This window comes from Geomicrobium halophilum (genome assembly GCF_014207655.1).
In the GTDB taxonomy this organism is placed as follows: Bacteria; Bacillota; Bacilli; order Bacillales; family Marinococcaceae; genus Geomicrobium; species Geomicrobium halophilum.
Window position 1 is genome coordinate 126,985 of record NZ_JACHHJ010000003.1, and the last position, 26,963, is coordinate 153,947.

29 protein-coding genes, 1 other RNA gene, 1 pseudogene and 1 riboswitch are annotated in these 26,963 nt (G+C 43.2%); of the genes and pseudogenes, 14 read left to right on the plus strand and 17 right to left on the minus strand.

Features of this window, described 5'->3' with window-relative positions:
• Position 1: 1 nt before the first annotated feature.
• The 4 genes from HNR44_RS11080 to HNR44_RS11095 form a co-directional block, all read right to left on the minus strand.
• Positions 2-997, minus strand: coding sequence for a FecCD family ABC transporter permease (locus HNR44_RS11080; protein WP_184404340.1), 996 nt, complete (start codon positions 995-997; stop codon positions 2-4).
• Between the two features lies 1 nt (position 998).
• Positions 999-2,036 carry a FecCD family ABC transporter permease gene (locus HNR44_RS11085; RefSeq protein ID WP_184404341.1) on the minus strand — a complete coding sequence of 346 codons (1,038 nt, stop codon included), beginning with the start codon at positions 2,034-2,036 and terminating at the stop codon, positions 999-1,001.
• Positions 2,037-2,060: 24 nt separating this feature from the next.
• Positions 2,061-2,972 carry an ABC transporter substrate-binding protein gene (locus tag HNR44_RS11090; RefSeq protein WP_425489455.1) on the minus strand — a complete coding sequence of 304 codons (912 nt, stop codon included), beginning with the start codon at positions 2,970-2,972 and terminating at the stop codon, positions 2,061-2,063.
• 457 nt (positions 2,973-3,429) lie between these two features.
• Complete coding sequence (locus HNR44_RS11095) at positions 3,430-4,056, minus strand: RraA family protein (protein ID WP_184404343.1); 627 nt, start codon at positions 4,054-4,056, stop codon at positions 3,430-3,432.
• Positions 4,057-4,408: 352 nt separating this feature from the next.
• Between HNR44_RS11095 and smpB the strand changes: the two genes are divergently transcribed.
• Complete coding sequence (gene smpB, locus HNR44_RS11100; RefSeq protein ID WP_184404344.1) at positions 4,409-4,882, plus strand: SsrA-binding protein SmpB; 474 nt, start codon at positions 4,409-4,411, stop codon at positions 4,880-4,882.
• 10 nt (positions 4,883-4,892) lie between these two features.
• On the opposite strand, the gene HNR44_RS11105 is transcribed toward smpB, so the two are convergent.
• The gene (locus HNR44_RS11105; RefSeq protein WP_184404345.1) at positions 4,893-5,165 is read right to left on the minus strand and encodes a hypothetical protein; all 273 of its coding nucleotides are present in this window, start codon (positions 5,163-5,165) and stop codon (positions 4,893-4,895) included.
• A gap of 4 nt (positions 5,166-5,169) precedes the next feature.
• Positions 5,170-5,445: a hypothetical protein gene (locus HNR44_RS11110; protein ID WP_184404346.1), complete on the minus strand. Its 276-nt coding sequence runs from the start codon at positions 5,443-5,445 to the stop codon at positions 5,170-5,172.
• A 154-nt stretch (positions 5,446-5,599) separates the two neighbouring features.
• On the opposite strand from HNR44_RS11110, the gene HNR44_RS11115 reads away from it, so the two are divergent.
• From HNR44_RS11115 to HNR44_RS11125, 3 genes are read left to right on the plus strand one after another with little or no spacing between them, the layout of a single operon-like run.
• Positions 5,600-6,169 (plus strand): biotin transporter BioY, encoded by a 570-nt coding sequence (locus HNR44_RS11115; protein WP_184404347.1) that lies wholly within the window; start codon positions 5,600-5,602, stop codon positions 6,167-6,169.
• 4 nt (positions 6,170-6,173) lie between these two features.
• Positions 6,174-7,706, plus strand: coding sequence for an AMP-binding protein (locus HNR44_RS11120; RefSeq protein WP_184404348.1), 1,533 nt, complete (start codon positions 6,174-6,176; stop codon positions 7,704-7,706).
• On the plus strand, positions 7,691-8,842 hold the full coding sequence (locus HNR44_RS11125; RefSeq protein WP_184404349.1) for a thiolase family protein: 1,152 nt from the start codon (positions 7,691-7,693) through the stop codon (positions 8,840-8,842). The genes HNR44_RS11120 and HNR44_RS11125 overlap by 16 nt, the downstream gene beginning before the upstream one ends.
• Before the next feature lie 822 nt (positions 8,843-9,664).
• Here the strand turns inward: HNR44_RS11125 and fmdA are convergent.
• Positions 9,665-10,855, minus strand: a complete 1,191-nt coding sequence (fmdA, locus tag HNR44_RS11130; RefSeq protein ID WP_184404350.1) for a formamidase — start codon at positions 10,853-10,855, stop codon at positions 9,665-9,667.
• Between the two features lie 253 nt (positions 10,856-11,108).
• Positions 11,109-11,210: riboswitch (TPP riboswitch) on the plus strand.
• A gap of 92 nt (positions 11,211-11,302) precedes the next feature.
• On the opposite strand from fmdA, the gene HNR44_RS11135 reads away from it, so the two are divergent.
• Genes HNR44_RS11135 through HNR44_RS11145 form a run of 3 tightly spaced genes read left to right on the plus strand, consistent with a single transcriptional unit; the run spans position 11,303 to position 14,355 of the window.
• A complete protein-coding gene (locus HNR44_RS11135; RefSeq protein WP_184404351.1) occupies positions 11,303-11,914 on the plus strand; it encodes an ECF transporter S component in 612 nt (203 codons plus the stop codon).
• Positions 11,895-13,586, plus strand: coding sequence for an ABC transporter ATP-binding protein (locus HNR44_RS11140; RefSeq protein WP_184404352.1), 1,692 nt, complete (start codon positions 11,895-11,897; stop codon positions 13,584-13,586). Before HNR44_RS11135 ends, HNR44_RS11140 begins: the two co-directional genes overlap by 20 nt.
• Entirely contained in the window at positions 13,579-14,355 is a 777-nt protein-coding gene (locus HNR44_RS11145; protein WP_184404353.1) for an energy-coupling factor transporter transmembrane component T family protein, read from the plus strand. The genes HNR44_RS11140 and HNR44_RS11145 overlap by 8 nt, the downstream gene beginning before the upstream one ends.
• A 110-nt stretch (positions 14,356-14,465) precedes the next feature.
• Here HNR44_RS11145 and HNR44_RS11150 read toward each other — a convergent pair whose 3' ends face one another.
• Complete coding sequence (locus tag HNR44_RS11150) at positions 14,466-15,845, minus strand: class II fumarate hydratase (protein ID WP_184404354.1); 1,380 nt, start codon at positions 15,843-15,845, stop codon at positions 14,466-14,468.
• 184 nt (positions 15,846-16,029) lie between these two features.
• Between HNR44_RS11150 and HNR44_RS11155 the strand changes: the two genes are divergently transcribed.
• Positions 16,030-16,998 carry an MBL fold metallo-hydrolase gene (locus HNR44_RS11155; protein ID WP_184404355.1) on the plus strand — a complete coding sequence of 323 codons (969 nt, stop codon included), beginning with the start codon at positions 16,030-16,032 and terminating at the stop codon, positions 16,996-16,998.
• 335 nt (positions 16,999-17,333) lie between these two features.
• Here the strand turns inward: HNR44_RS11155 and HNR44_RS11160 are convergent, their stop codons facing one another.
• Positions 17,334-18,875, minus strand: a complete 1,542-nt coding sequence (locus tag HNR44_RS11160) for a BCCT family transporter (protein WP_184404356.1) — start codon at positions 18,873-18,875, stop codon at positions 17,334-17,336.
• Positions 18,876-19,912: 1,037 nt separating this feature from the next.
• Here HNR44_RS11160 and HNR44_RS11165 point away from each other — a divergent pair.
• Positions 19,913-20,587 carry a hypothetical protein gene (locus tag HNR44_RS11165; protein ID WP_184404357.1) on the plus strand — a complete coding sequence of 225 codons (675 nt, stop codon included), beginning with the start codon at positions 19,913-19,915 and terminating at the stop codon, positions 20,585-20,587.
• Positions 20,580-20,684 (plus strand): annotated as a pseudogene (locus HNR44_RS18100) (Fic family protein); the annotation flags it as partial. The gene HNR44_RS11165 and the pseudogene HNR44_RS18100, both read left to right, overlap by 8 nt.
• Before the next feature lie 134 nt (positions 20,685-20,818).
• On the opposite strand, the gene HNR44_RS18105 reads toward HNR44_RS18100, so the two are convergent.
• From HNR44_RS18105 to HNR44_RS11190, 5 genes are all read right to left on the minus strand, one after another.
• Positions 20,819-20,959 carry a peptidoglycan-binding domain-containing protein gene (locus tag HNR44_RS18105; RefSeq protein ID WP_221434286.1) on the minus strand — a complete coding sequence of 47 codons (141 nt, stop codon included), beginning with the start codon at positions 20,957-20,959 and terminating at the stop codon, positions 20,819-20,821.
• Position 20,960: 1 nt separating this feature from the next.
• Positions 20,961-21,254: an Asp-tRNA(Asn)/Glu-tRNA(Gln) amidotransferase subunit GatC gene (gene gatC, locus HNR44_RS11175; protein ID WP_184404358.1), complete on the minus strand. Its 294-nt coding sequence runs from the start codon at positions 21,252-21,254 to the stop codon at positions 20,961-20,963.
• Positions 21,255-21,414: 160 nt separating this feature from the next.
• Positions 21,415-21,555: an adenine nucleotide alpha hydrolase family protein gene (locus HNR44_RS11180; protein WP_184404359.1), complete on the minus strand. Its 141-nt coding sequence runs from the start codon at positions 21,553-21,555 to the stop codon at positions 21,415-21,417.
• A 67-nt stretch (positions 21,556-21,622) separates the two neighbouring features.
• Positions 21,623-22,066 (minus strand): universal stress protein, encoded by a 444-nt coding sequence (locus HNR44_RS11185; RefSeq protein ID WP_184404360.1) that lies wholly within the window; start codon positions 22,064-22,066, stop codon positions 21,623-21,625.
• A 70-nt stretch (positions 22,067-22,136) separates the two neighbouring features.
• Positions 22,137-22,709, minus strand: coding sequence for a recombinase family protein (locus tag HNR44_RS11190; protein WP_184404361.1), 573 nt, complete (start codon positions 22,707-22,709; stop codon positions 22,137-22,139).
• 375 nt (positions 22,710-23,084) lie between these two features.
• On the opposite strand from HNR44_RS11190, the gene HNR44_RS11195 reads away from it, so the two are divergent.
• Genes HNR44_RS11195 through HNR44_RS11210 form a run of 4 tightly spaced genes read left to right on the plus strand, consistent with a single transcriptional unit; the run spans position 23,085 to position 24,115 of the window.
• Positions 23,085-23,468: an STAS domain-containing protein gene (locus tag HNR44_RS11195; protein ID WP_184404362.1), complete on the plus strand. Its 384-nt coding sequence runs from the start codon at positions 23,085-23,087 to the stop codon at positions 23,466-23,468.
• A complete protein-coding gene (locus HNR44_RS11200) occupies positions 23,465-23,743 on the plus strand; it encodes an extracellular matrix/biofilm biosynthesis regulator RemA family protein (RefSeq protein WP_184404363.1) in 279 nt (92 codons plus the stop codon). The genes HNR44_RS11195 and HNR44_RS11200 overlap by 4 nt, the downstream gene beginning before the upstream one ends.
• Positions 23,744-23,770: 27 nt before the next feature.
• Positions 23,771-23,926, plus strand: a complete 156-nt coding sequence (locus HNR44_RS11205) for a CsbD family protein (RefSeq protein ID WP_184404364.1) — start codon at positions 23,771-23,773, stop codon at positions 23,924-23,926.
• Positions 23,927-23,953: 27 nt separating this feature from the next.
• Positions 23,954-24,115, plus strand: a complete 162-nt coding sequence (locus HNR44_RS11210; RefSeq protein ID WP_184404365.1) for a CsbD family protein — start codon at positions 23,954-23,956, stop codon at positions 24,113-24,115.
• Positions 24,116-24,900: 785 nt separating this feature from the next.
• Here HNR44_RS11210 and ssrA read toward each other — a convergent pair.
• From ssrA to HNR44_RS11225, 3 genes are all read right to left on the minus strand, one after another.
• Positions 24,901-25,277, minus strand: a transfer-messenger RNA (tmRNA) gene (ssrA, locus tag HNR44_RS11215).
• A 135-nt stretch (positions 25,278-25,412) separates the two neighbouring features.
• Positions 25,413-25,832 carry a FosM family fosfomycin resistance protein gene (gene fosM / locus HNR44_RS11220; protein WP_184404366.1) on the minus strand — a complete coding sequence of 140 codons (420 nt, stop codon included), beginning with the start codon at positions 25,830-25,832 and terminating at the stop codon, positions 25,413-25,415.
• Positions 25,833-25,843: 11 nt separating this feature from the next.
• Entirely contained in the window at positions 25,844-26,830 is a 987-nt protein-coding gene (locus tag HNR44_RS11225) for a DmpA family aminopeptidase (RefSeq protein ID WP_246407353.1), read from the minus strand.
• Positions 26,831-26,963 lie beyond the last annotated feature (133 nt).

Consider the following 26,963-nt stretch of genomic DNA (forward strand, 5'->3'; position numbering starts at 1 on the left):
ATTACGGAGTTTTCATTAGTAAATACAGAAAATACGGAGCTCCAAGAATGGCCACCACAATCCCGACGGGGATTTCTGATGGTGACAGGATGTTGCGGCTGATCATATCTGAAAACAACAGGATTAATGCACCAATCATGGCAGCGGTTGGAATCATGACCTGATGGCGCGGACCGACCATACGCCGGGCAATGTGAGGGGCCACAAGTCCAAGGAAAGAAATGGCACCTCCAACTGCAACGGATGCACCAGCTAACATAACAGCCAATACAAGTAAACGACGTCGGGTACGCTCAACCTTGATACCTAACGAAACAGCAGATGGATCTCCCAATCGCATGACATTTAGCGTTTTTGCCTGCATCATAACAAGAGGAATAAGGAGGACCATCCACGGCAATGTGGCGAGGGTTTCATGCCAAGTCGCTCCCCAGATATCCCCGTTCAGCCAAACCGTTGCTTGCATAAAATCATTGGGATTCATTCGCAGTTGAAAAACGATCAGAATCGCCGTAAACCCTGCATTTATCCCAATACCGACTAATAGTAAACGGATGGGGGTGACCCCTTTTTTCCACGCCAGTGTATAGATGAGAAATGCAGCAGTGAGCGCACCGACAAACGCGAAAATGGGAAGAAAAAAAGCCGTTCCGCCTAACGCTGTGTATGAACCCTGGACAAAGTAAATAAAAAGGACAACACCCAAACCGGCACCGGCATTGATGCCAAGTATGCCTGGATCTGCCAACTCATTACGGGAAATGCTTTGCAAAATGGCACCTGAAATCGCTAATCCAGTACCTACCAATAACGCAATCACCATTCTCGGCAATCGAAATTCGAATAAAACGAGGGCATGTTCCTCTGTACCACTACCCATAAATGTTCGTAAGACCTCGAGAGGAGCGATGGTCATCGTCCCCATTTGTAGACTTAGCAGGAAAACACCGAAGATCAACAAGACGAGCACTGCATAAATAAATACTGTCCGTTTCATGCTAGACCCCCCTTCCTTCCCTGCGAGCGAGATAGAGGAAGAAGGGCACACCGATCAATGCGGTAATCGCACCAACCGGTGTCTCATAGGGTGCATTAACAAGACGAGCAACTATATCAGCTACGACCAATAGCAAGCTGCCTAGAATGGCAGAACACGGCACAATATAACGGTAATCAAGTCCAACAAATGCACGTGTGATATGGGGAATGACTAAGCCAATAAAACCAATCGTTCCAGCAACAGCTACTGCAGCACCTGTCATGAGCATCACTGCAATGATACCCATTGTTCGAACAACACCCGTACGCTGTCCTAAGCCTTGAGCAACATCTTTTCCCAAGCTTAAAATAGTAATGGAACGAGCTAACCATAGCGCGATCACCATCCCGATAACAACTACGGGAAGAATGAGTTGTAGGCGGTGCCAATCCATACCAGCCAGACCACCAGCAAACCAGAAACTTAAATCTTGAGCTACGTCAAAATAGATGGCAATCCCTGAAGAAATGGCACTTAAAAAAGCACCAATTGTGACCCCTGCTAATGCAAGTTTGGCAGGGGTTAATCCCCCCTTTGCCAACGAACCCACAAGAAAAACAAGTGCCGTTCCCACACCCGCACCGATAAATGCAGCAAATAAAAAACCGGTATAAGATACACTTGAGAAGAAAGCAAACATAATGGCGAGCGCCAAGGCAGCGCCATCCGTGATCCCGATAATCGAAGGTTCTGCAAGTGCATTTCTCGTCATTCCCTGCATCAGTGCTCCCGAAACGGCCAGAAAGCTCCCTACAAGAACAGCACCAACCACCCTTGGGAGACGTATTTCATGGATAATTTGGTGTTCTGTTAACAAGTCATCATAGGCGAAGATCGCCTGCCAAACGGTTCCGGGGGTGATATTGGCCGCACCTAAAGACATGGATAGAACAATTGCACATATCAGTAGAATCGTCCCAGCCATCATAATCATGATCACGGCCATAGGTTTTGAGCGAAGCTGTTGTTTGGCAGTAGGAGAAGTTTCATCTACCATTGTGTTCCTATCCTTCTTTCTCATCTAGCCTTCTTTTTCCATCTCCTTAATGATGTCCACAAATAAATCAATCTGATGGTAGACGGAGATAGGGTCATAAGGATAAAAGGTATCGTAATCATTGAGGCGATAACGATCATTTTGCACGGCATCCAACCCTTCCCATACGGATGACCCTTCTAATTGATCTTTTGCTTGGTGCTGGTTTTGTGGATCGTAACTCGTAAGAAACATATAGTCTGCCGCATATTCAGGTACCACTTCTTGAGAAAGCATGAGCACATCTTCTTCCTCCATTACTTCTTCCTCAATGATTTCAGGTGCTTCTAGATTTAAAGCGTTATATAATGCTTGACCGCCACGACCGAAATTTTTCCCAAAAACATACAGTTCATTGTCATTCGTAATTTCGTAGAGACCAAATGTCGCATCCGCGGGAACGAGACCCTCTATTTCCTCTCGAGCTTCTTTAGCCCGATCATGATAGTCATTTAAGAATGCCTGTGCTTCCTCTTCTGCTCCCACGATGTCTCCAAACATCTCTGTCATATCTTCAACGTTTGTCGCTGTGTTGTAAGGAATCTGTACCGTAGGTGCAATTTCTTCCAACTGCTCAAGATTTTCATCGTACATAACCACAATTAAGTCCGGATCTAGCTCTAGGATTTTTTCTACATTCGGCGGATCTCCGATATCTTCAACCCCTTCGAGTTCTTCTTCAAGAAAGGGGTTATCAAAGGCAATTGGACCAGCTCCAACCACATTGGCCTCGACGGTTAGTAATTCACCAGCGTAAAAATCGGTCACTATACGTTCCGGTTCGTTTGGAACTTGAAAATCTTCTCCCTCTATGTTTATAGTTCGATAAGCTTCGTCTGGACTTCCATCAACGGATTCATTCCCACAGGAAGCCAAGATAAGAAAACCCATCATCATAATGATCTTTTTTGTCACTTCCATCTTCTCCCTACAATTTTAATTCGGTGTTATCCCCGTGAGCGAGAACAATTCCCTCTTATCTTAATTGATAATAATTATCAGTGTCAATATAAAAAAGACCTGCCATCGTATAATGGCAAGGTCTGTGATTTATAAATTGAACGCTAATGATAGATAGAAAAAATAGAACATAGACAGCGCATTGGGATACGTACAGTCGATACATTTAATACGCTTCTTTGTCAAAGGTAATCAATAAACTTCCCAGAACACCCCTTCTGTCAAAGGAGAAAGGGATCTGGCTAACGTTCATTATCTCGATCCATTCACTTCACGAAAGAAACAAAGGCAAAAGCGGAGCTTTAACAGATTCAAAAAAATCGTTTAAGAGGCGTACAAAGCCTTTGAAATCCCAGAAGATCCCTATGATCATTATACTTACGGGATTTTTAGCTCAGCCTTTTTTATTGTTCTTTAGAAAATTTTCAATGTATTCACGTGCCGCCTCCGAGCTACCCCCGTATGTTTCTGCCCTTTTTTCGTCTTTTTGAATACGTTCTTTCGCCTTTTGGATCACTTCTTCCGCTTGACTTTCCGGGACGATTACGACACCATCGACATCGCCAACAACGATATCACCCGGCTTCACATCTACACCACCTACGTTAATGGGAATATTGATGCTTCCTTCCTCCGTTTTTTTACTTGCAGCAGGAGTTGTCCCTTTCGTAAACACTGGAAAATTCAAGTCACGAATTCCGTCAATGTCACGGATCACTCCATCAATCACAACCCCGTGCAAACCGAGCGTTTTTGCCAGCCCAATCACAAAATCACCAGCAAGTGCATTGGATGCTTCTCCTTTTCCGTCTACGATTAGTACGTCGCCAGGCTTTGCATGGTAAATTCCTTCCAATACTGAAATGTTTTCACCTGCAGGTGCATCAACGGTGAATGCTCGCCCATACATATGCCAATCATCATTCAGTGGCTTGATGCTTATGTCCAAATGGTTTTTTCCGCCAAGTGCATCAGAAACTGGAGTCGTAGGTAAATGTTCAAATTCTTTGTAATCAACCATCGTTTTCGCCCCTTTTCCTCTTTCTTACTTTCCCTATACATTTAAAATAAAAGATTTTCATTAGTTAAACAAGATGCAAACGTTTTTACACTTATTGACTGATGGCATATTTTGAAGAAGATACAGATGTAGCTCTGATTAAAGCGACGGACCTGAAATTTCTTGCAGAGGAGTGGAAAAACTATTCAACTCAAAAAGAACCTCAATTTAATTTGCAAATAATCAACATGACGGGTGAGCTTACACGTACGCAACTCATGAATAGAATGTCTTGGACACTGTAGTCTCATTGCGGTTCCCCACTATATTTGCTAACATAAAGAAATGACAATGGTAAAAAGGATGCACGTCCATGGCTAAAAATCAAGGAAAAATAATCGCACAAAACCGAAAAGCACGCCACGATTTTTTCATTGAGGAAACATTTGAGGCAGGAATGGAATTGCGCGGCACTGAAATAAAATCGATTCGAGCGGGAAAAATGAATATCAAGGAAAGTTTTGCCCGAGTGGAAAATGGTGAGGTCTTTCTACATCAAGCCCACATCAGTCCATATGAGCAAGGGAATCGTTACAATCATGACCCCGTTCGTACACGAAAATTGCTGCTCAACAAAAGAGAAATCAAGAAGCTAACTGGACAATCTCAACAACAAGGCTACGCCATCATTCCTACCAAGGTTTATTTGAAAAAAGGACTGGCGAAAGTCGAAATTGGTCTCGCAAAAGGGAAAAAGAAATATGATAAGCGCGAATCCCTCAAGCAAAAAGATGCTAAACGCCAGATGGATAAAGCAGTAGGCCGGCGTATGAAAGGCATGGAATAACAAACGTTCGTTACTTCGCGGACGTTTTTTTCTGTTTGATCATCACCCCTGCCAAAACCACGATCACGAGAATGGGCCATAGGTAGTATGCCGAGATCTCCCCTCCCTGAAAAATCCACGAGATCATAACCATACCCATTGCCAATATGCCAATTACAGGTAAAACGATGCGGATATTTACAAACGTGAATTTACTAAAATGGTTCATAATCACCACAATCGCACCAAGAATGAGCAGAAGTGCAACAAATTGAATAGAGAGAAGAATCGCCATTGTCGACATCTATCTACGTCCCTCCTCTAATGATATACACCGCAATATTTCGGGTACAAAAGATTATAATCGCAAGCGGCAGAATCAACATGAAGGTAATGCTATAATCGTTTTGAAAAAAGCCAAACAGAATAACGACTGTCATACCAATGATGATCCCTACATTAATATTCAAATGCTTACTCATTTCAACTTTTTGATCAAACCATTTCAATACAAAAAAGATCTGAGTCAAAAATACAGCGAAAAGAAAGAAAAATACAACTACTATAGCGATCTGACTCTGCATCCTCGATTCACCCCGCCCTGTGCTTCCCACTAATGGTACCGTATGACAAGCCATCACTTTTTATGAATTGAATGATGATCGGATTCTATCCCTCTATTTCATTTTTATGTTAACCTATATTTAAATTAAGTTAACGAAGGTGAGTTGTTGTAGTTTGAGTTCTAGAAATGTTGTTTATATTTCAATGTTAGTAGCGATTACAGGAGTACTAGGATTAATCCCTCCAATCCCCGTTCCCATCATTCCAGTGCCAATCACTTTGCAAACGCTAGGGGTGATGTTGGCGGGATCTCTACTCGGCCCTAAAAAAGGTTTTTTCAGTATGTTCTTATTCGTATTGCTCGTGGCCATTGGGATCCCTCTTTTATCTGGCGGCCGGGGCGGACTTGGTGTACTATTGGGACCAAGCGGCGGATACATTCTCAGCTGGCCGATTGCCGCACTAATGATTGGCTGGCTAATCGGACGAATGAAAAATGTGAATATGAAAAACCTTCTTACCATAAATGTCGCGGGAGGCATTCTACTTATTTACCTTTGTGGTAGTGCATGGTTTGCTTTTATTACAGATTTACCATTCCTTCCTAGTTTTATGGCAAATATCGCGTTCGTCCCAGGCGATTTGACTAAGGCAGTGTTAACAGCTTTTTTGACAATTAAAATTAGACAAGCGGGTGTACTCCCACTCCAAAGACAGCTAAACCGTCAAGAAATTTCGAGGTGATGATATGAACATCGCAGCACCGATATTTACATATGCAAAACGACAGCCGGACAAAACAGCAATTGTACATGGGCGCAGGTCGATAACCTACCAAACCCTGGCTGATCGAATCAGCCGAGTCATGCAGTACATGAATGGTTTTTGTAATAAAACGATGAGGGTTGGCATACTTTCCCACAATCATATTGAAGCGATTGAAACCGCACTCGGGACGGTTTTGAGTGGTCATTTGATCGTGATGCTTGACCAGAAATGGACAACGACTCAACTCATCGAGACCATAAGAGAGCTCGACATCGATATCGTATTTACGGATGCCGAATTTGCAGAGGTAATGAAAGATCAAACAACTGTTGTGACGTTTCAAACAATGACTGATGATCCATTGATCAGCTACTCAAATTGGGTGATGCAGTATTCAGACACGGATAAGCACCCTGCCTTGGCGCCGGGTGGAAAACAGCCCTTTTATATCGGCTTTACATCTGGAACCACCAGCCGTCCGAAAGGGTTTATCCGTAATCATGATTCATGGATCGAGAGCTTTCATGCCTGTCGTCCGATTTTTAATATTAATCAGGACAGTCATGTCGTTACTCCGGGGCCGATGGTTCACTCATTATTTTTATTTACTATTTTTCAGACACTGTTTGAAGGAGCTACCCTTTATATACTCAAAAATTTTTCCGAACAAGATGTGATCCATCTTGTTCAACATTACCCCATTACAACAATCTATCTTGTCCCGACGATGACTGAAGCGATGATCCATCAGCTACCGGAGGATGTCGCTCACCTGAATAAAAGCGTTTCTCTCATCAACTCTGGCGACAAATTAACAAAGGGAACAAAACAACGACTGTATAACGTTTGGCCAAACGCAAATTTATATGAATTTTATGGGGCTTCGGAATTAAGCTTTGTTTCTGTATCCACACCAGGTGATCATGAAAAGAGACCAGATAGCGTCGGACGTCCTTTTTATAATGTAGAAGTCTCCATTCAAGACCAATCGGGGAAGCCACTACCAATGGGTGAGGTTGGAACATTATACGTTAAAAGTAACATGTTATTTAACGGTTATATGGACCAAGCCGAGACGGCAAAAGTGTTCCAAAATGGCTGGGCGACAACCGGAGACCTGGCCAAGATCGACGGGGACGGTTATCTGTACCTCGTGGGCCGAGAGAAAAACAGAATCATTAGCGGAGGATGGAATATCTTCCCTGAAAAGGTTGAAGAAATCATTAAACAACATTCCGGTATAAAACAAGCAGTTGTCATTGGGATTTCAAGCCGCTTTTGGGGCGAAATACCAGCACTCATCCTTGAGGGGAACTCCAACTTTATGAATCGAAAAGAGCTTAGACAAAGTTATCAAAATCAACTTCAACGGCACGAATGGCCGCGTAAAATCTATTCTGTGGATACATTTCCTTATACACCTAGCGGCAAAATCGCAAGAGGTCAATTAAAAGAGCTGATTATGAAGGAGAAAAGGGAAAATAAAAAGGTGATCGCATGGCCACACCTGTAATCGTTGAAACAAAACGAACCCCCGTCGGCAAAGCCGGAGGATCACTAGAAAATGAGCCCCCCGAGAACTTAGCTGCCCCTGTGTTAAAAACACTTATCTCTAATACGAACATCCAACCCGATATGGTAGATGAGGTCGTATTGGGAAATGCTGTAGGACCTGGAGGAAACATTGCTCGTCTTGCCCTGTTAACCGCCGGCTTTCCTGTTGATGTTCCCGGGGTTACGATTGACCGACAGTGCGGTTCAGGACTTGAAGCGATCAATTACGCCGCCCGCTTTATCCAGAACGGCGCTGGCCACCTCTACATTGCCGGTGGTGTTGAAAGTACAAGTCTTGCCCCCTGGAAAGTTGAACGGCCAGTAAATCCTGATGAGGAACCACGATTTTTTTCAAGAGCAAGGTTTTCACCAGATACAATTGGCGACCCAGAAATGGGCATAGCCGCCGAGAACGTCGCCATAAAGTATGGAATTAGTCGTAAAGATCAAGATGCCTTTGCATTGAGAAGTCATCAACTAGCTTCCATAGCACAAAAAGCAGGACATTTTGAACAAGAAATCGTCCCCATCGAACAGGCTGACGGTACAATAGTCAAACATGATGAATGCCCGAGGGGCAAAAAATTAGAGAATTTACTGCCACGTCTTAGGCCTGTGTTTCAAAAAGACGGGACTGTCACAGCAGGCAATAGTTGTCCAATGAATGATGGAGCTGCGGCAACATTGATCGTATCCCGTGAAAAGGCAGAGACACTCGGATTGGAACCATTAGCGACCTTTGTCGATGCCGCCACCGCTGGGGTCGACCCTAACCTCCTCGGTATCGGACCAGTTCCTGCCGTCAACAAACTCTTAAAAAGAAACCACTTAACCGTTGACGACATTGGCCTCGTTGAATTTAATGAAGCCTTTGCTGCACAAGTCATCGCATCACTTCATCAGTTACAGATTCCTTGGGATAAAGTCAATATTAATGGCGGGGCGATTGCCCTCGGTCACCCGTACGGCGCTTCCGGGGGAATTATGATTGCTCGACTCATCCAAAACATGAGGCAGCAGCAAGTGCAATACGGTATCGCTACCATGGGGATTGGCGGAGGGATGGGATCTGCTGTGTTACTAAGATTACATTAATATAATTGCTGAACAAATCGCAGCCGTTGGGCGATTGAGCGATTTTTCAAATGGTTGAAACAGCATGTGAAGATCTAGGCTTTTTATGGATACGACGAAACCGCTGTCCACAATCTCTTTCTTGCACTCATTGTGTATGGTCTTCATGTATTTATTCAGCTCGAAACAAACAGTAAAAAGAGGGATTTGAAAATTTTCCGATGGCCCAAAGCTGCCCTTTGGAAACCATCAAGAGTGTGGATACGCCGGTTTGACAATCGTTCCGTTCTATAAAAGACATCATTTATTGTCGGCATTCAGGTCTTAAATGTATATATCTTCCAAATGGGTAAACTTAAGAAAGTATACCGCCATGAATACAAATCCAACCATAGATAGTGACAAGAATCCTAACCAAAATGGTTCCAATCATCAACAACCGATGATTGGAACCATTTTTAATTTATTCTTGGCTGGTTATATCCCAGCCTCAAAGAGTAATGAAAAGCACGAATGCCCAATCCCACTATTGAGGTACTCATACCTAGCTGTAAGATTTTGCTGTTCTTCACCCCAACTGCCAGGGTCTGCTTGATTGGTTTTTTTTCGACTTAAACTTGGAGCCAGTTATTTCTTCTTTCCTCATCTTTTTAGGCTCTGGGCCACGATCCAGTTTATTTTTGAGTGTTTTCTTCATCGTTAACGTGTAGGGTGCCAGATACAGACGTTCCGAACGGCGTTCACATCGCGGACAAAAGGAAAACGTCTTCTCCTCTTTGATGGAATGATGGTCTTCCGTGAAATCGCCACAATTTTTACACCGAAATGAATAAGAAGCCATCGTCAATCCAGGCCTTTTTTCGGGAGGATGTTTTTGTCAAAAATAGCGGTTGGTATCGATACGGTACAGCATGCGTTGGGGATGTCCACGATACCGTTAATTCGGCCTTCCACCGGTGCGGTTGCGAGAAGCATATATGCTTGTTCCCCTGTATATCCCAGTGTTTTCAAGTAATCGATCGCATTTAAACATGCGTTTCGATAAGCAATATGTGCATCAAGATAGCTCTGTTTGCCGGTCGTTTCATGGACACTCACGCCTTCAAACACGAGGTATTCGCTATATTGTGGATCCATGGGGCCGGGTTGGAACACGGGATTTCTCTGGATGTTATGCTTTTCCATGCCATTTTTAATAATATCCACCTTCAGTTCAATCCAACCGGGCATTTCAATTCCGCCGCAAAACGTGATTTCACCGTCACCTTGGGAGAAATGAAGGTCACCGACCGAAAGGTTTGCGCCGTCAACATAAACAGGGAAATAAACACGTGATCCCAGGGAAAGATTCTTGATATCACAATTCCCGCCATTTTCCCGAGGCGGCACGGTACGGGCGCCTTCTTTGGCTACGCGCCGGAAGTCTTCTCCTTCTAATGTTCCAAGAACGACGCTGTCCTCATCAGGGAGGTTGGCCAAAGGAGGAACGCGATTTTCATCTTCATCAACGAGGGCCGCTTCCCGACGGTTCCATTCCATAAGTAAGTCATGGGAAGGAGCGACACCGATTAAGCCCGGATGAATAACGCCTGCAAACTTTACCCCGGGGACATGCCGGGACGTCGTATAGATGCCATGAAAATCCCAAATCGATTTGTTTGCTTCCGGGTAATGATCCACAAGAAAACTTCCGCCGTTCTCTTTTGCGAATATCCCATTAAATCCCCATGGGTGTTCATCAAATGAGCCTATATCCAAGATGTCGACAACAAGTAAATCCCCTGGTTCCGCTCCTTTCACTTCGACAGGGCCACTTAATACGTGCACGCGATTTAAATTGACATCCCGAATTTCCGTTCCATCGTCGTTATTGTTAATTTGCCCGTCTGTCCAGTCCAAACACTCCATTTTAAATTGTTGACCGGGGTTGACGCTAAATGCCGGCGGTATATCCGGATGCCAGCGGTTATGACCAGGTATTTCCTGCTTGTCCATTGACTGGGAAATATCCACTTTGTACAATGTTTCAGACATTTAAAAACCCTCCATTTTTTTAAAAAATACAATCATTTATATCTACCCAATAAGATTTTATGTTAAACAAATCACCACTCCCCCTCCTCCCACTATCACTAAAGAAACCAGTCATAATAATCAAACCGATGATTCCACCTAGACCTATGGGCGGAATTGAAGCCAGTATACTTCGATAACTTGTCATTGTTATGAATATTACTATTTGTATAACTCCTTTATATATGTTTAACTATAAATAAGGTTAATAAAAAGTATTCACTAGGGGAGCCGTTATCGGCTGAGAAAAGCAAAGCTTTGACCCTTCGAACCTGATCTGGTTCATACCAGCGTAGGGAAGTGGAGTTCGCATGTCATATGAAGAAAAAAACCAATGTTTACATATGACAAAAGCCACTCTGATTCTCTCAGGGTGGCTTTTATTTTTGCAGGAGGTGTACCGTTAATATGATACCAACGAAAAAGCTTCAACTCCGTGACATTATCGTTATGTCTGCCATTTCGATCGTCTTTGGGATTCTGTACCTTGTATGGATTTTTGCGGCAGGTCTTCTTTCCGGCGTTTTAGGTCCTATGGGCGGAGCTTTGTTATCGGGGCTATGGATTATGGCTTGTATTGTCTGCGCTTATATTATTCGAAAGCCCGGGGTTGCGTTTATGGGTGAAATGATTGCCGCTTTCACAGAAGTTCTCATTGGATCGGTAAGTGCAGGTTCTGTGCTTTTGCTGGGCTTTACCCAAGGGATTGGCTGTGAAATTGTGTTTGCCCTGTTTTTATGGCGCAGATATTGGCTTCCGATACTTATGCTAGCCGGCATGGGCGGGACCACAGCAAATTTTGTGACGAGCTATTTCATATCCGGGTACAGCCAATTAGCCCCTGGATTGTTAGTGGCAATGCTTGGTGTAATGCTTGTAAGCGGTGCTCTGGCTGCATGGCTAAGTAAAGGAATTGCCGATAAACTCGCCCAAACCGGTGTACTGAATTCTTTCGCGCTCGGCCGTGAAAAATTGCAAAAAGAGAGGGAGCGGAAAAATCATGGTTTGCGTGCAAACTGATCACCTTTCCATACGTTATCCAACGAACGAGACGCCAACGGTTCAAGACATTTCAGCTTTTTTTCCTTCTAATTCCCGTTCTTTAATTCTCGGGCCGAGCGGTGTAGGGAAGAGCACAATCACGCTCGCACTCAATGGAATTATTCCGCAATCGATAGAGGCCGAAGTCTCCGGTGAGGTTGCCGTGGGTGATCTTCATCCACAACATCACACGGTAGGTGAAATGTCGAAGAAGGTAGGGATTCTTTTCCAAGATCCTGAGACCCAATTTTGTATGTATACCGTTGCAGAAGAAGTCGCTTTTGGTCTGGAGAATCTACAAGTACCGCGAGATCAAATGGATTCCATTATTCATGATTCCCTTCAAAAAACCGGATTGTTACACGTTAAAGAAGACCCTATCCATTCCCTTTCCGGTGGAATGAAGCAAAAACTCGCGTTGGCTTGTCTTATGGCCATTGATCCTGAAGTCCTTATCCTAGACGAACCAACGGCAAATCTCGACCCCCAAGCAACAATCGAAGTTTTTGCTTTGATTGATCAGTGGGGGAAACGGGCGAAAAAAACGATGATATTCATTGAACATCAATTGGATGATATGATCCATTTCATTGATGACCTTATCATTTTAAACAAGCAGGGAAAGATTGCTTACACCGGAACACCGAGAGAGTTATTTCAGAAGCACGCGAACCAGTTCATGAGTGAAGGGATATGGTTACCCAAAACCGTGAAGACGGCAATATCTTTGGGAGACTTTATCCAATGGGACCCTTTTCCGCTTTTACCTGCTGAACTTGAGCAGCAATTAATAAAAGCAGGGATTTCGGAACCCAGAATTCCGCCCACCAAGGAACAACCCATGTATGGAAAACCAATTATCGAAATGCAAAATGTTTCCTATGCATATGACAATAATACAAATGCCTCCTCAGTATTGTCGGAGCTTACATTTCACATCCATCAGGGTGAGTTCACCGTACTTGCGGGGGCAAATGGAGCCGGGAAAAGTACAATTGCCCAATTGTTTCTTAGGGCAAAAAAGCCATCAACAGGAATTATAAAATGGAAAGACCACCCATTACCATCGTGGTCCGATCATCAACTCATGGCCCAAATCGGACTCGTCATGCAAAATCCTGAGAGTCAGTTCATCACAGAGCGTGTGGACGAGGAGTTATCCTACGGTCCTCGCCAAATGGGTTGGTCAGAAGACAAACGTAGTTCTCATGTCGATCAACTGCTGGATATCGTTAACTTATCCCATGTTCGAGATCATAATCCTTTTTCATTAAGCCAAGGGCAAAAACGACGATTATCCGTAGCGACCATGCTCATTAATGATCAGGAGCTTCTCATTCTTGATGAACCTACGTTTGGCCAAGATGCCGAAAATACAGAGGAATTGATGAATTTGTTAAAATCCCTTCAACAACAAGGAAAAACCATTCTTATGATCACACATGACATGGGCTTGGTTGAGCAATTTGCCACCCATATGATTGTCTTACATGAAGGTCGTTGTGCGTATGAGGGAAATCCGATATCTTTTTTACATTCACCTTCCTATGAAAAATTACGTGCGCAAACAAAACTTACTACACCTATCGACCGCAAATTACAACAATGGCAAGATCATGTTCAGCAAAAGGTAGGCGTGCAACATGCTTGAACAATACCAAACAAACAACCATTTTCTCCAACAGGTAAACCCCTTGGCAAAATTAATAGCACTGCTCGTTGTCATTGCGGCCATGATTTTCGTGTTTGATCCCTGGACTCCGTTCCTTCTATGGGTGGTTTCCGTATTAATGCTTCACCTCTTAGGCGGAATACCTGTAAAGTTTATCACATTGATAAGTATTCCTTTTATGCTATTCGGCCTTACCTTTGTCTGGATAAACGCTGTATTTCCAGCAGAAAGAGGAGAACTGATTCTGTTTTCTCTTTTCGGTTTGCCGATTGCGTTGGAAAATATACAAACAGGATTATCACTCGGATTTCGGAGCCTTGTGTTTGGCACTTGGTCATTATTGTTTGTATTAACGACGAGCCCGACGATATTTTTGCACAGTCTAATTCAAAACGGTAAGCTTTCCCCACGCTTTGGCTATGGAATCATGGCTGCCTACCGCCTCATTCCTGTATTTAAAAACGAATGGCAGCAATTGAAGCTAGCCCATCGTATTCGAGGACTTGGTGAGAAAGGGGGCCTTATTGGGCGTTATCGGCAAATGAAGCGCTATGCCATCCCTTTGCTCGCCAGCGCCATTCGAAAAGCCAGCCGTTTGGCTATTGCTATGGAGTCCAAGGGTTTTGACGGCAGCCGAAACCGTACTTATTATCGTGTTATTCGCTGGTCCTCGAAGGACGCCTTTTTTGCTATGGGTGTTTCAAGCATTCTTACAGTTTTAATGATTAGCAGACAATGGTGGATATAACATCACACCCGTCATCTATTCATTATTCCACTGGGTTAATGGTGACACACATAGTGAGTTCTTACATGACTCTTCTTACCCTTGTTCGATTAAGAACCTGCAATAAATGGTCAAATCAACGCTTGGGGGTCGATTGCTTTTTCAGTTTGTTCGTTTAGTAAGCCTTTTTCTTGAAGGACTTGTTTAATCGCGATATTTCTTTCATCTGCTTCTTTTCCAATCTGTGAAGATAGATCGTATCCTAATATGGGGCTTAGGCCGGTAACTAAAGAAAGGCTGGATTCCATCCAATAATTACATGTGTCTTGATTGGCCTGGATGCCAGTAATGCACTTTGTCGTAAGCGTAGGTAGAGCATTCGATAGTAGTTCGATTGATTCCAGCAAGGTGTAAGCGATCACAGGCATCATCACATTGATTTCCAATTGGCTTGCGATTCCAGCCGTTGCGATTGCTGTTTCAAATCCGATAACCTGACAACATACCATATGGGTCATTTCTAAGATGGCCGGATTTACTTTTCCGGGCATAATCGATGAGCCCGGCTGGACAGAGGGAAGGGCAATTTCAGCTAAGCCTGTTCGTGGACCGGAAGCCAGTAAACGCAAATCACTGGTTATTTTAATCAGGTGGATGGCAAGTTCTTTCATTGCAAGCATGGTGTTGATGGCGGCATTTCTGTTTTGCATATAACTGAATGTACTCTGAGGAGCACGGAAAGGAAAATTCGTACGATGACTCACTTCGGCAATCGCTGTTTGTGGATAATCAGGATGGGTATTAATCACTGTACCGATGGCATTCCCGCCTAATCCAATTTCATATAACGGTTCAAGAGTGTCTTCGATCTGTTGATACATACCCTTTATCGTTCCTGCATATCCAGCAAATTCTTGCCCTAATCGCATAGGAACCGCATCATGTAAATGGGTTCGTCCGCTTTTTAATACGGACATTAACTCCTCCGATTTCTTTTCCAGTTCCTGTTGTAATTGTCCAATGGCAGGCAGGAGGCTTTGTGTGATGTTTTCCACAGCCGCGATATGTAATGCTGCAGGAAAGGTGTCGTTTGTTGATTGCGCCATATTGACATGATCATTTGCATGAACGTGAGAAGACGCTGATGACCCGGTTAAAATTTCAGAAGCCCGCTTCGCAATAATCTCGTTAGCATTCATGTTTTGTGATGTTCCAGCTCCAGCTTGGTACACATCGACAACAAAATGACCGTCCCAATGTCCATCGATCACTTCCTCAGCAGCTTCAATAATGGCACTTCCTATATCGTTTTGAAGCATATTCAATTTCATATTTGTAGCTGCTGCCGATGCCTTAATCACCCCTTGGGCTTTAATGAACGAGCGCGGAAGCCGGATTCCGCTTATTTGAAAGTTATCCACAGCACGTTGGGTTTGAGCCCCATAATAGGCTGATTGTGGAACTAATACTTGGCCCAGGGTGTCTTGTTCCGTACGATATTGCTCAGGCATTTTTCTCCCTCCGTACTTCAATGTATGTAACCTTAGCGGTTAGGGTATCCATTCACAGGGGGATTAAACATTTAAAGTTGGAACCCATACCAAACTTCTGTTTTAACTTGGATTAAAGGAATTTATATTTTTTCTCATTCCTGCTAGGATGAAATTAACGCAAAGTCGAAGGTTGGTTTTAAACATGAAAGTAGAGATGGGAAATCAAGCTGTCTATCCGATGATCGTTCCCGTAAGTAATCGTTTGAAAAGCATTAATTTTTATTTATACCAAAACGATCAAACTTTAACATTAATTGATGCAGGAATAAATACTGAAGAATGCTGGGGTGCTTTACTGAAAACATTAAAGACTTATGGATTCTCACTGGAGAATATCACTCAAATCATTTTAACTCACCATCACAGCGACCATGTGGGATTGGTGGATCGAATCACCTCCCAACACCCCATTCCTGTGTACGCACATCCATATGCCATCCCTCGATTACAAAGAGATGAGGATTTTATGCAGAGGAGAGTGAACTTCTTTGAAACGTTGTATGAGGAAGGTAGTTGTGGGGATGAGGGAAGGAAACAAGTTGAGTATTTAAAAAAAGCCATCCATAAAAATAAACAGAAAGCTCTTCAAACAGACATTCTACCGTTGAACGTAGGCAGCAATCCGGAAGTGATTGAAATGCCAGGTCATGCCCCAGACCAAGTATCCCTTTACCAGGAAAATACAGGTTGGCTTTTTGGTGGAGATTTACTCATTCACCATATTTCAAGTAACGCGCTTGTGGAACCCGATTGCAACGGAGAAAGGAAACAACCGTTGCTGCAACATATAGAATCACTAAGAAAAACCCTGGCCCTTCAACCAGACATTATTTTCCCTGGTCATGGATCAGTCATCAAAAAACCATCGATCCTCATAGAGAAAAGGCTCACCGACATTGACGACAAAGCAACTACACTGTCTAATTTCATCACAGAGGGAATCACAACCGTAAGTCAATTAGCCAAAAATTATTATGGGGAAAAATACACTTCTCAGTTTCCGCTTGTCATCTCAGAAATCATTGGACACCTCGATTACCTAGAATCGCTCAATCGTATAAAAAAAGAAAAAATGGATGGAATTTGGCATTACATCCCGATGAATAACTAAGCAGTATTGGAGGCCTAGGGAATCCAACCTATGGAAAAGTGACAATGTGAACGATTAAAAAGACCATCCTATTGGAGTGGTCTTTTACCTATGAATCATAACGTAAAACTCCATCATAGGATTTTTCACCTCCCTATGATGGTTCGTTGAACGAATCGGGTGTTAGTCGCCCGTTATCTCCCGCTTACGGTGCTGAAGCGGGCTTTACGAGCGATTATCACCAGGATAATATCAGCCAGGTTTTAAAAGCTGACTCAGATTCTATCCTACTCCCAATTTGGCAAGTACTCTCCCTAATTGTGTCGGCCATTTAGCTGACTCTTAGCCATCAGCCATCATTTGTTTTTTCTCACATTATGGATCCATGCCTGATCCTCATCCATCATTTTTTTAGCAGCAATGACGGTCAGAATCTGGAGGATAATAATCGGGATCCCCATAAGCCCTGAAAGAACTTCTAGTGGTGCCAAACCACCGATGTTCATAAGCGACAAAGCTAGAATGGTAATAAGGGCCGCTATAATAATCCGCACGTTCTTTGGAGGCGCTTGTTTACTCATATCTCGATTGGTTGTATACGAAGCGATCGTATACGTCGTCGAGTCTAATGTGGTTGCTAAGAAAATCGTAGCGATAATCACAAAAACGATGAGTACAACCGTTGAAAAAGGCATTGAAGTTAAAACCGCTGGCACAACTGATTCAGGGCCTTCTTCTTGAACAATATCTAAAACAGGCACATCCCCAGTGAGATAGCGATGTACACCCAGCCCACCTAGAAGACCGGTAGCGAACCACGCCAAAAGCGTTGGGGCTAATAAGTACGTCAAGATCATTTCTTTGATGGTTCTGCCTTTTGAAACAACCGCTGCAAATACACCATGCAACATCGCCCATGTTGCATTATAGGCAAACCAAAATACGGTGTGGCTTTCAATGTGGGTGCCGCCTTCTAAATCCATCGAATGCGTGTAAAGGGAGAAATCCAAGTAATTAGAACCTAAATAACGGACAGAGTCCGTAAAGAAATCAAGGATAAATACGCCAGGGCCTACAAAAATAACAAATAATGCCAAGAGGCCTGCGAGATACATATTCAGCGTACTTAATTTCTTAATTCCTTTCTCTATACCAACATAAGCACTCACAGTAAAAATCGTTACCCAAATCAGGGTGACAATCATCGTAAAGGTGAACGTCACTTCAATATTCAATAATTCCGCTAGATTGTAGGTGACAATAGGCGTTCCAAGCCCTAACGTTACGGCCGCCCCGGCAAGAATACTGACCATAAATATCGTGTCCAGCACAATTCCGCCTAAGCCATCTGTAAATTTATCTCCGAAGATCACCCGACACGCTTCAGAAATACGCATCTTCGGTTTCTTGCGCACGTGTAAGATATAACCTATTGCAGGAGCAACCATGACAAAGACAGCAAAGGTCTGAAAACTCCATAAAAACATACTGTAAGAATTCCCTGCAAGAATAGCCTCCATTGACCCTGCTTCAAGTCCAAAAGGGGGATCGATTGCAGCTTGACTCCACTGCACCACTCCTGTTCGCATGATTGTGGCTCCAACACCCATGGCGATTAATATAGAAGCATATTCAAACAATGTAAACCTCGGCTTTTCTGTTGGGTCACCTAATACAACGTCGCCATATTTAGAAAAAGATAAATATAAACCCGCCCCAACAATTAAAACAGCATACCATATGTAGCCCCATTTAAACATTTCCACAATCGTATTAAATATGCTATCTAGCAATTCCATAGATTCATCGGTATAAATGGCAAAAAGAATACTAATTGTAATAATAATAAGTAATGATGGTGTAAAGATTCGATTGTCTAGTCTTGTTTTATTTTTCATTCCATTAAAAACCTCCAGATGATTATTATTAACCTAACATTGAGAAGAGCATGCAAGTTGTAAGAATAAGCTCCCATTCATTTTAGTTGTAAAAAGGATTCATTCTTCATCTAGAACCTTTTTGATTTTCCCTGAAAATGCCTTGCTCATTGTTATTCTTCTTATAATAAAGCTGTCTCATGTTACATAACCATTTCCGTATGAGATGAAACCTTTTTTTACAATTTAGAATTTAGTCATCAAATTAGGGTGTTTTCTGAAAAATCTAGCCCATATTCTTGCATGGAATATACAACTGCTCGTTTATCTTTATTGTTTCGATAAAATTCCATAAATTTCGAATGTTCGTAATCATTGTTGAGAGTTCTTCACATGAATTTCGTCCCCGGGTTGTATGTCCTCTAACATCTGTTGAACGACTGGGCGTTTCCGACTCGTTCCACTTTTTGGTGCCTGTTAAAAATGTTGAGCCCCAAGACCTTCACCGTTTTTCCACCTTTACCATGAAGATCCCCGCGATATTGATACAAGTAAATGATATTATCATAAGGGGATTATAACGTCTTCTTCGAAGTTTTCAAGTAAGCTAGTGATAAAAATTCGAGGCCGCCATGGATCGTTCTTCTCACTGAAAAGAACAGCTTAAAATGCTGCTAACTCCGAATTAAAAGTATGATTACTAATTCCTCATAAGAATATAAAAAACGCATTGACAGTTTTTATCTTTTTTTATTATGATAGATACCTCTATTTTGATACATGAATATGAAACAAATATAAGTTCCCTAAAAGAGCGTGTTCAAAAAGGAGGACAAAAAGAGCCGAGAAGTTTTAGAAAAGGTTCGCTTATCACCAAAATGGCGAGTCTAGATTTTCTTATGCTCTGGAGTGCAAGGAAACCAGTTTGGAGCATCCTGCTGCACCCACTGAAAGTGACAACGCTGGCCTCCTTCACCCCGCAAGCTGACGCAGAAACTTAACAGCGATTTTTCCCGCTCTTTTTGAACATCCTCTAAGAGAGAAAGGAGATAAAATTAATGTTCGGATTAACAGACATCCCACGTTTACTTATGTCCGCGTTGATCATTTTACCGCTCGTAATGTTTATCCGGGAGGCAGGATATTATTCGGTAGCCACCTTATTAGGGGCTACGAATAAAAAGCTTACCATTGGATGTGGCCCCATCCTTTTCACATTACCAACGTTAGAAGTGCGCAAGTATTTCTTCATGTATAGCTGGATGGATTACGACGAATTAAATCCAGATAGCAAATTCTGGCATGGCCTGATCTACGCGTCTCCGATTCTTAGCAGTAGTATCGCTGCCACCATTATCAACGCACTGATTGCAAATGGCATGATCCCAAGTAATGTGTTTTGGGATGTTTTCCTATTCTATGTGTTTTTCTATGTCTTGTTCGATGTGCTACCTGTGTATTTGCCAGATGGGCAGCCGACCAACGGGCGAGCCGTTTTTGATTTAGTTTGGCATGGTGAACGTTCGGATTTCCTTAAACAAAAGGTTCAAGAGGAAGTGAGCAAGATGAAAGAAACATATAGTCATGCCCAAAGCAAAGATTCATCCGAAGGGGAGGGCTCTTCTACGCCTAGCGAAGAAGCTAGTACCAAAGCGCAGGAAGAAACGATCGAAAATCGTGATCGTGATCAACGGGAGCATGGGGATCATACGGACCCTCAAAATAATGGATAAGCATCCTTACGATGGAGGAAACTTGCGCCCATATTCAAACAACATCCATCCTTTCTTGGATGGCAATGGACGCACGGGACGTCTGTTGATGAATTTTGAGCTGATGAGAGCTGGGTACTACCGGTTATCATCATATCTCATAATAACCGATCATCTACTTTCCGTCAGGCGCCCCATTTCCGGATCAGGGCATTTTTGTACAGCCCCCCGAAAAGGTCTATTTCAGGATGTTCAGATCAGAATCGTACCCATCCAAAGGGCGCTTCTTTGTTCCGTTATGGAATTGTGTTCTTGGAATGTGGTTACAGCGCCTTCTGTTTCCGGCCCATAAATACCATCTACTTCATATTTTGGAAAGAATTTCTGGAACATGCTACTGGTCGAGGACAGACGGGATTTTTAACTGCCCATCTTTTGACGCCGGGGCATTTTTTAGTACATCTTCCCGTTTCATTGACGGGCGCACCTCATCGTCACGCAAGACATTACGTACGTTCATCACGTGTACCGTCGGTTCCACATCTTCGATATTCAGTTCATTGATAAGCTCCGCATATGTAAGGAAATCTCCCATATGTTCAGCTAACGTTTCTTTTTCCTGTTCACTGAATCTTAAACTGGCAAGATCTGCAATGTGGTCGACTGGTTCTTTTGTAACCTTGGTCACCCTATTTCACCTCTCATTTAGATATACAATATTTACAATCACTCATGAGCGGTCGGCACGAGAAACGTCAAAGCTTGATGATACCCTTCCTTTCACCTTACACTAACACTGCACAAAAAATAAAATGAATATTCTGTTATATTTTTTAGATGTAAGCGCATTAGAGATTGAGGTTAACCACGTGAACCAAGACAAGCTGAACGTTCTGTTGGACGACCATATCGGTCGCCTTTTGGCGAGCGAGCTTCCCTTCTGGCCGGTCATCTACAGCCACAACTATAGTGGTAGGAGTATGGCTCATCCTGAAAACATCTCCTTTTCAGGTATCGTTGCAAATGTTACTTTTTGAAAGCTTTTCATTATTGTTTCTATCCGAGGTTTTCCCGAACCGTCAAAACGTCACATTTCGCCTCTCGGACCACCCCTTCGGCGACGCTTCCCAAGAGGAGATTTTCCACTTTATTGCCTTGTGTAGCCCCCACAACAAGCAGATCAATGTCATATTCCGGGGCTAAGTGCTGGGTGATCCGCGCTTTGGGGGAACCGGTATCTAAGATCATCTTAACGTTGGAAACGCCTGCTTCCTCAGCCTGTTGCTGATAGGTCTCAAGCGTCTCATAGGCCTGACGTTTCAATTCTTTTAATTTTGGATCCATACGCTTTAATGTACCCGTGCCCTTGGTATTCAAAACCGTCGCAATATGAAAGATAGCATCATTATCCCTCGCATAAGCGCACGCTTGATGAAAAGGCTTCTTCACCTCTGGACCATAAACATCAACCCCGAGCAGTATATTTTGATACGCACTCATGAAATACCCCTCCTTTCTCCCATGGTTGGTTTTGTTTTATTTTTTATGCTCTGTGATAAGCTCGTCGACTTTAATCTCTTCGCTTCAATTCGCGATACAAAGAGGATCTGGATATTTGTGTGATTTCACAGATTTGTTTAACGGTATGATGACCTTCTCGGTATAGCTCAATCGCATGATTCATTCCGGGATGATCGGTATCATACGTTTTTTTCCGTCCCTGATATTTACCTTCATGTTTAGCGGCTTCTACCCCTTCTTGTCGGCGCATCTGCCGAATATCGGTGGACAATTGCTGAAGCCTCTCAACAATGCTTAGAAAATACTCGTTGTACGGATTGCGGTCGGAGAAATCCAACCATGATTCTTCCAATGAGTATAACAATGCGTCTTTCTCTCGAAGATGAAGAATTACATCAAGTAAGTCTTCAATGCTTCGTATGATTTTGGGTAATTCGGTGACATGGAGTTCATCGCCAGCTTCAATATTTTGTAGTAACTGCTCTCGTTCAGGATACGATTGACTTACCCCTGAGGCATGTTCATGGTAAAACTCGTCGACCTCCATCGCTTCCATTTGCTGCACCTGGTCTTGTGCACTTTGATGTTCCGATACGACACGTGTATAAGCCAGCTTAACCAAGCGAAATCACCTCTAATTGATACAATTCAAATGATATAGATACAGTTTCATCATAACGAATGTTAGCCGCAGATGCAATAGGCATTGATCTATCAAAATTACATATAAATCCCTTTATTATAGCAATCATCTAACATATATTTGTTGTTTGACAATCGTTAATGGAGGGAATGCAATTCACTACCCGTAAATTTTGAAACAATACAATTGAATCATTAAGTGGCTGGTTTCTATGGGTAATCTCACCGTTATCTGTTGAGGATTCGCATGACCACTGATAAAGGGAGGTGATTGGGCGTAAGAACATGATTCAGAAGCTTTTTTAACCATAAAGCTTATAGCGTACCGATCAACGTCTACAAAGGAGGAAGCATAATGGGATCGCGCCAAATAACGAATCGCCGAACGGTCCCCATCTTGAAAGTTACGGATAATATCGGCCTTTTACCACTCCTAGTGGATATAAACGAAATGATCATCAAGGACGTTTTGCAGCAATGCTCGGAGGAGACCTATGCCCATCTAGTGATTGAGCTGTCGAGCATCCCCTCCTTCAATACGGATGACCTTTTCAAAATGATGCTCGGCTTGGAGCATATCGGTGTGCATACAATAATGAGCGGTATCCGACCTGAAAAAGCTCAGAAAGTGAACCATGATGGCAAGACCCCTTTTGACACTCATCGAAGTTTTCCTGATCTCTATCAAGCCTTAATTTCTCTCGATGTCCCCATGAAACCAAGAGAGGCTGAAAAATGACAACGTTAAAAATTGGGCATGGGAACATCGTAATCGCTCATCGTGTCTTGACCATTGAGGAAGCAGCCACAGAGACTGTTCGTCGGATTATGCGAAAAGAACAGGATGAAAATAGGCTCGTCGATGGGACCGCAGGACACAAAACACGCAGCTTGATTTTTATGAATAGTGGACACGTTGTTGCTTCAGCTATACGAAAAAAGACATTAATCCGAAGGCTAAAAGAGAAACGCAGCGGGAAAAACAAAGACGGAAATCATGTAGACTCCGAATAATTATTATTACCTGAAAGGAGTATCCCAATGAGTAACCATAAGAGTGACAAAATGAAATCCGCCGTGAATAAGGCAAAAGGCGAAGTGAAAGACCAAGTCGGCAATGCCAAAAATGATTCAACCATGCAAGCAGAAGGGAAAAAGGATAAAGCCAAAGGAAAAACGCAAGATGCCGTGAGTTAAGCAAAAAAAGGAGAGGAGGATAACGAAATGAGAGTGAAAGGTGGTGCTTACAATAAAGCTAAAGGGGAAGTCAAAGACCAACTCGGCAAATTCAAGGATGATAAGGGCAAGCAAGCAGAGGGAAAAAAAGATAAGATTAAAGGGGACGCCCAGGATGCAACCGGTGAAGCGAAAAAGAACGATAACTAACCTTTGCAACGTCCATGAGGATACAAACCCTCATGGACCATTTTCTTTTTTGAAGATTGATGTCCATTAAGGGCCGCTTGCATAGAAAGGAGGAAAGGATATATTTGGTCTCGGTGGTGTGCCACGATGATTGATGTTAGCCATGATTATTTTGTCCATCGTTATGGTTATTAGAGAAAGTGGCTATTATTTCGTGACGACTTTTTCGAGGTTTGAAGTTTAACTTTTCTGAAATATAAAAGCAAGGGAGAATCTGGTGATGGAATGAAATCACCTCTTGCTAATGGCTCGTCGACTTCGATATTTATAGATTGGTCTAAAGTGAACATCCATAAATGATTCCGTTTGGATTGGTCATCGGTGTTGGCATAAAACGGGACAATGTATTGATATAACGAAGCATTCGAACTTTTAAATAGTAAATCTCAAAATTCCGATCTAACGCCTGGTGCCCAATAGATTAGAGTCATCGGGGATACACTTTGGGTTTATGACGAACCGGATTGGGACGCACGCTATACGACGGTCAATGAAGGAGAAATCATTACAGTTAAAGAGGAACTAACAGTTAACGGGTTTCTCATGTATCACCTGAAAAGTGTGCTGTATATCACCGGCACCGGTAATTCCCAATATGTAGAGATCATTTAATAAACAAATGAGCCACTTATCAGCTTAGGTCCTTTACCGATCAGGACTCTAACCCTAGAGATTGTGCACAGCCCGGCACACGATAAAAACACCCGCAACAAAAATCGTTACGAGTGTTTTTTGTCTCCTATGTATGGTGGAGACGGCGGGAGTTGAACCCGCGTCCAGAGATATTGCCACTTAAACCTCTACGAGCGTAGTTACCGTATTATCATTCGCCGTCACTTCAGCCCGGCAACAGGCTTCCATGCAGCTAGTCTGTTAAGTCTCCTCTGCCGGCCTCAGACGGCGGCCGGTCAGCGTAGCCCGCTTATGAGTGAGACCCTTCAAGACTTCCACACGGGCGATGGAAGGAAGGATCCGCAGTCAGTTACGCAGCAGCTGGAGCTGCTGGTGCTGCGAAAGTTTCTTTAGCTTTGCCAGTTATTATTGGCGTAGGCCTTTTTCGAGACTGCCTAGCTCGGCTCGCAGTATAAGCTCAATCTATCCCTGTCGAATCCGTATCGTCCCCAGATAAGCAGTGGTTTATCTCCCACTGGACAATATAGTATAGCACGCTTCTAAACATATGTAAAGGGGGGGATTGATGATTTGCCAGTCAGTCAGAAAGCCAGACACCCCCACTGAGACATGTGCATAAAAACCATTAATCATAAAACTCCATATGCTGTTTTTCTTGTTGATAATAATCCAATCGATCCTGCAATGTGCCCGTATGGAATTCAAATTTATGGCCATCGGGATCCGTGAAATAAATCGACTTTTTATCCCGTTCATCTCTCTTACGTCCGGAAAGAATGTTTACATTCAACTCCCCTAGCTTCTCATACACTTGAGCAAAGTCTTTATCGTCTATTGAAAAAGCGATATGAGTATAGGACTCCTGGATTTCGTTTCGGGGTATATCTTTTTCTACATTAAGTGCAAGCCAGATCCCATTCAAATCGAAATAGGCCGTGCTTCTCCCCTTCATCAACAGCTTGGCATCAAAAACATTCTCATAAAAATCGATCGATTTGTCTAAATCCGATACCGAAAACAAAAAATGATTTAGCCCTTTAATCATTTGCTCCTCCGTTATAAATTATGTAAATCTTTTACGTTGATCGCCTTGCGTTCATGACCTTGTCGGCCGCTCATATCCGTTGCCGCGAGCAAAGAATTCCAAATGGCTTCTTCTGTTGACTCAACGGTTGCTTCAAACAACTGCGTAATGGATTCTTCTTTTATAAAATCAAAGCGTTGCAAGGATTGCTCAGAATAATGGGGAATCCTGTGCGATGTTGAGAATGCAATTGCAATGTCACCACTGCCATGCGCTGCACTGGAACCCGTACGGGCGAGACCAAATGTCGTTCGTTTCGCCACTCGCTTCAATTGCCGTTCACTCATGGGTGCGTTCGTACCGACAATCATCATCGTTGACCCTTCCGGCATATCCTCTTCAAAGAGCATCTCCTCAAATATACGTTTTCCTCGATAGCTTAAGTCCCTTTTCTGCCCAAAGTTGCTAAGTACTAACACCCCGACTGTATACTCGCCGGCCACACGCGAGCTCATTCCAATTCCACCTTTAAAACCTAGGCAAGACATCCCTGTCCCAGCGCCGACATTCCCTTCTTCCACATCCTCCGTAGCTGCTTGAATCGCCTCTAACGCATCGGTGCTCCGCACGTGCATCCCGCGAATATCATTGAGGTAACCATCATTACACTCCCCAACAATAATATTAGCCGTGCCCGTTTCCGTTCCGATATCTTCATTTTGCGAGAACAAGTGCCTGAGTGTGCCCTCGGTCACTGCAGGTACTGAAAACGTATTGGTCAGCATAATCGGGCTTTCAATAACACCTAACTCATGAAGCTGAACAACACCTGTGGTTTTCCCAAATCCGTTGATGATATGGGCGGCACCTAAGACCTTTTCCTGAAACTGATTTCCACCATGCGGCAATATCGCCGTGACGCCTGTCCGAACGACTGCCCCTTCTGAAGTATCAAAATTCAATGTCTTATGCCCAACCTTCACCCCGGGCACATCCGTCAACGCATTGCGAGGACCCAATGTATACCTCCCAAACCGTATTCCATGCTCATGTGTCCTTTTCCTTCTCAACTTCGATCCATCCTCTCTAATGAACTCATTTTATCATATAAAAGAGAAAAACAAGTGAAAAGAGTAGAATCTCCAAGTAATT

What these genes read in the sequence shown, in the direction of transcription:
- HNR44_RS11080 (WP_184404340.1), bottom strand. Translation starts at nt 997, where the DNA reads ATGAAACGGACAGTATTTATTTATGCAGTGCTCGTCTTGTTGATCTTC.
- HNR44_RS11110 (WP_184404346.1), bottom strand. Translation starts at nt 5,445, where the DNA reads ATGCAGAGTCAGATCGCTATAGTAGTTGTATTTTTCTTTCTTTTCGCT.
- HNR44_RS11180 (WP_184404359.1), bottom strand. Translation starts at nt 21,555, where the DNA reads ATGAGCCATACTCCTACCACTATAGTTGTGGCTGTAGATGACCGGCCA.
- HNR44_RS11085 (WP_184404341.1), bottom strand. Translation starts at nt 2,036, where the DNA reads ATGGTAGATGAAACTTCTCCTACTGCCAAACAACAGCTTCGCTCAAAA.
- HNR44_RS18105 (WP_221434286.1), bottom strand. Translation starts at nt 20,959, where the DNA reads ATGTTCCAGAAATTCTTTCCAAAATATGAAGTAGATGGTATTTATGGG.
- HNR44_RS11090 (WP_425489455.1), bottom strand. Translation starts at nt 2,972, where the DNA reads ATGATGATGGGTTTTCTTATCTTGGCTTCCTGTGGGAATGAATCCGTT.
- HNR44_RS11205 (WP_184404364.1), top strand. Translation starts at nt 23,771, where the DNA reads ATGAGTAACCATAAGAGTGACAAAATGAAATCCGCCGTGAATAAGGCA.
- smpB (WP_184404344.1), top strand. Translation starts at nt 4,409, where the DNA reads ATGGCTAAAAATCAAGGAAAAATAATCGCACAAAACCGAAAAGCACGC.
- HNR44_RS11185 (WP_184404360.1), bottom strand. Translation starts at nt 22,066, where the DNA reads ATGAGTGCGTATCAAAATATACTGCTCGGGGTTGATGTTTATGGTCCA.
- HNR44_RS11145 (WP_184404353.1), top strand. Translation starts at nt 13,579, where the DNA reads ATGCTTGAACAATACCAAACAAACAACCATTTTCTCCAACAGGTAAAC.
- HNR44_RS11165 (WP_184404357.1), top strand. Translation starts at nt 19,913, where the DNA reads ATGTTCGGATTAACAGACATCCCACGTTTACTTATGTCCGCGTTGATC.
- HNR44_RS11210 (WP_184404365.1), top strand. Translation starts at nt 23,954, where the DNA reads ATGAGAGTGAAAGGTGGTGCTTACAATAAAGCTAAAGGGGAAGTCAAA.
- fosM (WP_184404366.1), bottom strand. Translation starts at nt 25,832, where the DNA reads ATGATTAAAGGGCTAAATCATTTTTTGTTTTCGGTATCGGATTTAGAC.
- HNR44_RS11195 (WP_184404362.1), top strand. Translation starts at nt 23,085, where the DNA reads ATGGGATCGCGCCAAATAACGAATCGCCGAACGGTCCCCATCTTGAAA.
- HNR44_RS11200 (WP_184404363.1), top strand. Translation starts at nt 23,465, where the DNA reads ATGACAACGTTAAAAATTGGGCATGGGAACATCGTAATCGCTCATCGT.
- HNR44_RS11120 (WP_184404348.1), top strand. Translation starts at nt 6,174, where the DNA reads ATGAACATCGCAGCACCGATATTTACATATGCAAAACGACAGCCGGAC.
- HNR44_RS11155 (WP_184404355.1), top strand. Translation starts at nt 16,030, where the DNA reads ATGAAAGTAGAGATGGGAAATCAAGCTGTCTATCCGATGATCGTTCCC.
- HNR44_RS11160 (WP_184404356.1), bottom strand. Translation starts at nt 18,875, where the DNA reads ATGAAAAATAAAACAAGACTAGACAATCGAATCTTTACACCATCATTA.
- HNR44_RS11105 (WP_184404345.1), bottom strand. Translation starts at nt 5,165, where the DNA reads ATGTCGACAATGGCGATTCTTCTCTCTATTCAATTTGTTGCACTTCTG.
- HNR44_RS11150 (WP_184404354.1), bottom strand. Translation starts at nt 15,845, where the DNA reads ATGCCTGAGCAATATCGTACGGAACAAGACACCCTGGGCCAAGTATTA.
- HNR44_RS11095 (WP_184404343.1), bottom strand. Translation starts at nt 4,056, where the DNA reads ATGGTTGATTACAAAGAATTTGAACATTTACCTACGACTCCAGTTTCT.
- HNR44_RS11140 (WP_184404352.1), top strand. Translation starts at nt 11,895, where the DNA reads ATGGTTTGCGTGCAAACTGATCACCTTTCCATACGTTATCCAACGAAC.
- fmdA (WP_184404350.1), bottom strand. Translation starts at nt 10,855, where the DNA reads ATGTCTGAAACATTGTACAAAGTGGATATTTCCCAGTCAATGGACAAG.
- HNR44_RS11125 (WP_184404349.1), top strand. Translation starts at nt 7,691, where the DNA reads ATGGCCACACCTGTAATCGTTGAAACAAAACGAACCCCCGTCGGCAAA.
- HNR44_RS11135 (WP_184404351.1), top strand. Translation starts at nt 11,303, where the DNA reads ATGATACCAACGAAAAAGCTTCAACTCCGTGACATTATCGTTATGTCT.